The 6,211-nt window shown below is 72.5% G+C and carries 5 protein-coding genes and 1 pseudogene; 4 read left to right on the top strand and 2 right to left on the bottom strand.

Annotation, left to right across the window (positions count from 1 at the left end):
* Positions 1–273: pseudogene (locus AB0I98_RS49240) on the bottom strand (ABC transporter); the annotation flags it as partial.
* On the bottom strand, positions 270–1,124 hold the full coding sequence (locus AB0I98_RS49245; RefSeq protein ID WP_362952972.1) for an ATP-binding cassette domain-containing protein: 855 nt from the start codon (positions 1,122–1,124) through the stop codon (positions 270–272). The gene AB0I98_RS49245 and the pseudogene AB0I98_RS49240, both read right to left, overlap by 4 nt.
* Before the next feature lie 56 nt (positions 1,125–1,180).
* Between AB0I98_RS49245 and AB0I98_RS49250 the strand changes: the two genes are divergently transcribed.
* The 4 genes from AB0I98_RS49250 (at position 1,181) to AB0I98_RS49265 (ending at position 5,934) form a co-directional block, all read left to right on the top strand.
* Positions 1,181–1,936, top strand: a complete 756-nt coding sequence (locus tag AB0I98_RS49250) for a peptidyl-tRNA hydrolase (protein WP_362952974.1) — start codon at positions 1,181–1,183, stop codon at positions 1,934–1,936.
* A gap of 336 nt (positions 1,937–2,272) precedes the next feature.
* Complete coding sequence (locus AB0I98_RS49255) at positions 2,273–3,364, top strand: acyl-CoA desaturase (RefSeq protein WP_362952976.1); 1,092 nt, start codon at positions 2,273–2,275, stop codon at positions 3,362–3,364.
* Between the two features lie 101 nt (positions 3,365–3,465).
* Complete coding sequence (locus tag AB0I98_RS49260; protein ID WP_362952978.1) at positions 3,466–4,260, top strand: SAM-dependent methyltransferase; 795 nt, start codon at positions 3,466–3,468, stop codon at positions 4,258–4,260.
* 228 nt (positions 4,261–4,488) lie between these two features.
* Positions 4,489–5,934, top strand: a complete 1,446-nt coding sequence (locus tag AB0I98_RS49265) for a DUF692 domain-containing protein (protein ID WP_362952980.1) — start codon at positions 4,489–4,491, stop codon at positions 5,932–5,934.
* Positions 5,935–6,211: the final 277 nt, after the last annotated feature.

Raw genomic sequence — 6,211 nt, forward strand, 5'->3', positions numbered from 1 at the left:
AGCGCCGCGGCCGACGCCAGCGCGACCAGCAGACAGGCCAGGTGCGCCCGTCCGGGTCCGGCCGCGGCGGCCACCGGGGCGCGGGCGGCGGTGCGGCTCGTTGCCGACGCAGATCCGCACCAGCCAGGCGGCGACGGGCAGCAGCGCCGCCGCGGCATAGCCGAGCGAGTCGAGCACCGGCTGACCGCCCTGCACACCGACGCCCAGGAACACGGCGTACAGGATGAACGGCCGCAGCAGCAGGGCCGCTTGATAGCGCAGGAGCGCGGTCATCGGACCTCCTCCACGTCCTCATGCGCGACGCTCACCACATGCCACGGCGGGCGGGCTGTCAGCAGGGAGCGCAGGACGACGTCCGAGTGGGACGCGGGGACGGTGAGCCGGTGGGTGCCGGGCGCGGTCTCCTCGGCGGAGGCGAGCTTCGGGGTGTCGGGCAGTGGTCCGCCCGGCGGGCCCTGGACCACGATGACGGCGTACGGTCCGGAGGGCGAAGTACCTTGTTCCGTACGGTGGTTGAGGGCGCCGTCGAGCACGGTGTACGTCGCGTCGGGCGCCCCTGCCAGGCGGTGCGGGTCGTGGTCGACGAAGACCACGGCTCCGCCCGCCGCAGTCCGTTCCGCGACCGCTCGTTCCAGCTCGGCGCGGGCGGACTCGTCCAGGCCGGTCCAGGCTTCGTCGAGGACGAGCAGGTCCGGCTCGGCGAGCAGGGCATGGGCGACGGCGACCTTCTGGCTGCTGCCCTTCGACAGCTGCGACATCGGCGTCCGGGCGTGGGCGGCGGCGCCGAAGCGCTCCAGCCACTGGTCGGCGGCGCGGGCCGCCGCCGTACGGGACAGGCCGTGCACCGCGCCGAGGTGGGTGAGATAGCCGGACGGGGTGAAGGCCAGCGCCGACGGGAAGCGCTCGGGGACGTAGGCCGTGCGCGGACGGCCGCTGATCCGGCCCTCCGTCGGGGCGTCGATCCCGGCGAGCAGCCGGAGGAGGGTGGACTTGCCGGTGCCGTTCGCGCCCTCGATCCGCAGCAGAGTGCCGGGGGTCACGGCCAGGTCGACCCCGCGCAGCACCCAGGGTCCGCGCAGGCCGTAGCGGCGGCCGACGCGCTCCAGCCGCAATTCGCGTTGCATGCGGTCATCCTCTCGCGGCCGGAGGAACCGATCTTCCGCCTGGCAGACTGGAGGACGTGACCAGTGATCCATCCGTTCCCGGTGATCCCGGCGTGCCCGGCGACAGCCCTTTTCGTTCCGAGTCCTCCGTGCGCGACGAGGCGCCGCAGTTCGTGCTGCCGCTGGTCGTACGGATCGAGCGGGCGGCTCCCCCGGCCCGTACGGACGCGCTGGAGACCGCGGCCCGCGCGGTGCTGGTGCTGCTCAGCGACGAGCGTGCGCTGGGGGAGGGCGAGTGGGCGCAGGCCGTGCGGGACTGGCAGGACGCGCGGATACGCAAAGTGGTGCGGCGGGCGCGGGGCGCCGAGTGGCGGCGGGCCGAGGCACTGTCCGGCATCACGGTCACGGGCAAATCCGCGGAGGTACGGGTCTTCCCGCCCGTCCCGCTGGACGGCTGGCCCAAGGACCTCGCCCGGCTCCAGGTCTCCGGCACCGACCTCGACGACCCGGAGCCGCCGGCCGGGGCCGACCCGGGTGTGCCGGTGCTGTGGCTCAGTCCCGACCTGGACATGACGGCCGGCAAGGCGATGGCCCAGGTCGGCCATGGCGCCCAGCTCGCCTGGTGGGAGTTGTCGGACGAGGACCGCGCCGCCTGGCGCGACGCCGGCTTCCCCCTGGCCGTCCGCGCCGCCCCCGCCGACCGCTGGCCCGAGCTCACCACGAGCGGCCTGCCGGTGGTCCGCGACGCGGGCTTCACGGAGATCGCGCCCGGGAAAACGGTCGCCGTCGAAGGCGGCAGCCGCTACTGCCCGCTCATGACCTTGGGCAGATAGGGCGGCCGGGAACCTTCCCGGCGCTCGGGACGTTCAGTGAGTGGTTGTAGTTGAAGTTTGCGACGTGGAAGCGCCCGCGGAGTTCTGACAGCGGGCGCTTTGTCGTGTGGGGGGTTTTCTTCGACGGCTGGCGACCAGCAGCCCGGGGACGCGCGAGCGCGCGTTCTCCGCATCGATTCGCCATCTCGAAGGAGACCTCACTCTGAGGACACCCGTTCCGAGGCAGGCCCGTGCCGCGGGCCTGCCTTGCGCTGCTTCCCCACGGGCCTTTCCGCATCCGGCGCCCTGCCCCCGCGCCGTCGAAAGCCAGCCCGCACCCACCCCGAAAGGAAAAACGTGACCACTGAGATCATCAACCGGGGCACCCAGCCGCCGGAGCACGCCGGGACGGCGAAACCCCCGCCCGCCGGCCGAGGCAGCGACTACGCCGCCCTGTCCCGCGAGGTGAAGCAGAGCGGGCTCCTGAAGCGGCGGCCGGGCTACTACTCCGTCAAGGTCGGGGCGAACCTGCTTCTGCTGGCCGCCGGCTGGACCGCGTTCGCCCTGATCGGGCAGTCGTGGTGGCAGCTGGTGACGGCCGCCTTCCTCGCGGTGATGTTCACCCAGACCGGGTTCATCGGGCACGACGCCGGACACCAGCAGATCGCCCGCTCCAAGCGCGTCAACAACCTGCTCGGCCGCGTGCACGCGGACCTGCTGATCGGCCTCAGCTACGGCTGGTGGATCGCCAAGCACAACCGGCACCACTCCCACCCCAACCACGTCGACCGCGACCCCGACATCGCCGACGGTGCGATCGCCTTCACCGAGGACCACGCCCGGGTCCGCCGCGGCCCTTATGCCTGGCTGGCCCGCCACCAGGCCTGGCTGTTCTTCCCGATGCTGCTGCTGGAAGGACTCGCCCTGCACGTGGCCGGCGTACGGGCGCAGTTCGAGCGCGACGGCACCGCGGGCTCACGGGGAGCCAAGCTGGCCGGGGCGGGACTGCTGACCGTGCATCTCGTCGGCTATGTCACCGCCCTGTTCCTGGTCCTGACCCCCCTCCAGGCCGTGGCCTTCCTCGCCGTGCACCAGGGGCTCTTCGGGCTGTACATGGGCTGCTCGTTCGCCCCCAACCACAAGGGCATGCCCATCTTCGGCAAGGACGACAAGATCGACTTCCTGCGCCGGCAGGTCCTGACCTCACGCAACATCCGTGGCAGCCGGTTCACCGACTTCGCGCTCGGCGGGCTGAACTACCAGATCGAGCACCACCTGTTCCCCTCCATGCCGCGGCCCGGCCTGCGCCATGCCCAGGAACTCGTACGCGCCTTCTGCGCCCGGCACGGCATCGCCTACCACGAGACCGGACTCGTCAACTCCTACGCCCAGGTCCTACGACACCTGCACGCGGTCGGCGGCCCCCTGCGCCCCGAACTGGAGTACTGATGCCGAAGCGGGGCGCTGGTCGCCCCGCACAGATCATCCGGCTACGGTGAGACCCGCGCCGCTGGGAGCGCGCAACGCCGAGGGAATGTCCGGGAGTTGTCATGTCAGTCGACCGTCCGCTGATCAACAGCAAGGTGCCGCACTCCGCTCGCATCTGGAACTACTGGCTGGGCGGCAAGGACTGCTACGAGATCGACCGGCAGGTCGGTGACCAGATGCGTGAGCTCAACCCCGAGATCGTCGACATCGCGCGCGCCCAGCGAGGGTTCCTGAAGCGCGCGGTCACCTATCTGGCCGCGGAGGCCGGGATCCGGCAGTTCCTCGATGTCGGCACCGGCCTGCCCACCCTCGACAACACCCACGAGGTCGCCCAGGGCATCGCCCCCGAGGCACGGATCGTGTACGTCGACCACGACCCCGTCGTGCTGACCCACGCCCACGCGCTGCTCACCAGCACCCCGGAAGGCGCCACCGACTACATCGACGCCGACCTTCGCGACCCGGAGTCCATCCTGCGGGGCGCCGAGCGCACGCTCGACTTCAGCCGGCCCGTCGCGCTCATGCTGCTCGGCATCGTCGCGCACGTCCCGGACGACACCGCCTACCCGATCGTCGAACAGCTCAAGGACGCCCTCCCCGCCGGGAGCCACCTGGTGTTCTGCGACAGCACCGAGGTGTTCCACGCGGACGAGATGCGGGCGATGGTCGAGCGCTGGAACGAGGCGAGCGACAACCCCCGCATCAACCGGGCCCCCGAGCAGCTGGCCCGCTTCTTCGACGGCTTCGACCTGCTGGAACCCGGTCTGGTCCCGGTCGCCGAGTGGCGCTCCGGCCCGGCCGGCACGGACGAGCGGCGGGACGTGGACAGCTTCGGAGGCGTGGCCCTAAAGCGCTGAACGGTCTGCCCGCGCCATTGAACACGGGCCGCCTCCCGCGCGTATCCCCCTCCGTCGGCGGCCTCCCGTCCACGTCCGCTTCCTCCCCCGAACCTCAAATGTTGCTCTGAAGGCGCCCGGAGCGCGGTTCGGGTCGGCGCGCCGGGGCCATACCCCCGTCACACAGCGGCGGAACGTCGAAGGAGACGACGCGGCACAGCCAGGTGACATCGGGTGGAGGAGGGGACGATGGAGCGACTGGGGACGGGAATCGGGTGGCGGCCGGAGATCGCGGACGCCGTGGAGCGAATGCCGGGTATCGACTGGGTCGAGGCCGTGGCGGAGAACGTGTGCCCCGGCCATCTCCCCGAGTCGCTGCGGCGGCTGCGCGAGCGCGGGGTGACCGTGATCCCGCACGGCGTCTCCCTCGGCCTCGGCGGCGCCGACCGCCCCGACGAGACCCGCCTCACGGCGCTCGCCGAGCGGGCCGAGGCGCTGGGCGCCCCGCTGGTCACCGAGCACATCGCGTTCGTACGAGCGGGCGGCCTCCTCACCGCATCCCCGCGCCTGGAAGCCGGCCACCTGCTGCCGGTCCCCCGCACACGGGACGCCCTCGACGTCCTCTGCGAGAACATCCGCATCGCCCAGGACGCCCTGCCCGTGCCGCTCGCCGTGGAGAACATAGCGGCGCTCATCGCGTGGCCCGGCGAGGAGATGACCGAGGGCCAGTTCCTGTACGACCTCGCCGACCGCACCGGCGTCCGGCTCCTCATCGACGTGGCCAACCTGCACACCAACCACGTCAACCGCGCGGAGGACCCGGCCAAGGCCCTCGCCGAACTCCCCCTCGAAGCCATCGCCTACGTCCATGTCGCCGGCGGCTTCGAACGCGACGGCGTCTGGCACGACAGCCACGCCCACCCGGTCCCCGAAGCGGTCCTCGACATCCTGACCGACCTCGCCTCCCAGGTCTCACCCCCCGGAGTCCTGCTGGAACGAGACGAGAACTTCCCGGAACCGGCGGAGCTGGGGCGGGAGTTGGGGGCGATCCGGGGGGCGCTGGAGAAGGGACGGGCGACAAGGGAGTCGTCGACAGGGCGATCTGAGACGACACCGCGGGAGTCCAAGGCACCGCAGGACTCGGTGGTGCCGGACGGCTCCAAGGCACCGCAGGACTCCGTGGCACCGGACGGCTCCAAGGCACCGCAGGACTCCGTGGCACCGGACGGCTCCGAGGCACGCCAGAGCTCGTCCCCCGTCGAGCCTCCCGCCGACACGACCGCCGCCCGCCAGCGCCTCGCCCTCGCGCAGACGGCCCTGCTCTCCGCCCTGGTGGCCGGCACGCCCGTACCCGAAGGCTTCGACCGGGTCCGGCTGGGCGTACAGGCCCGTGCCCTGGCCGGAAAGCGGGCGGACGTCGTGGCCAAGGTCGCCCCCGAACTCCCGCACATCCTGGGCCAGGCCTACCGCCCCGCCTTCCTCGCCTACGCCCAGCGCCACCCGATGACCGGCGGCTACCGCCAGGACGCACTGGACTTCGCAGGCCACCTGCTGTCCACGGGCCACCCCGAGAACCCAACAGCCCGACGCCACCTCCACACCTGGCACCTGGACCGCTCATCCCCCACCCCACCCTCCCACCGCCCCACAACCCGCCTGGCCCGAGCAACCCGCAAGGTTCTGCTACGCCGCTGAGCCCGTGCCGCAAAGCCGCGGGCATGCGTGCCGCCTGAGGCGCCGCCCACCCAGCAGACGGCGGACTGCCCGCGCCGCCCAGCTGCGGGCCGCCGTCCCGCCAACCTGCGGGCACGCGTGCCGCCTGAGACGGCGCCCACCCAACAGGCGCCGGACCGCCCTCCCCCCAAGCTGCGGGCATGCGTGCCGCCTGGGGCGGCACGGGTGGGCGCAGGCGGCGCCCCGTCAGCGCCGGGCCGCGCGTCCCACCCCCGGCCCCCTAGACGCAGGGCACGAC

It is taken from the genome of Streptomyces sp. NPDC050211 (assembly GCF_040656035.1).
Lineage (GTDB): Bacteria > Actinomycetota > Actinomycetes > Streptomycetales > Streptomycetaceae > Streptomyces.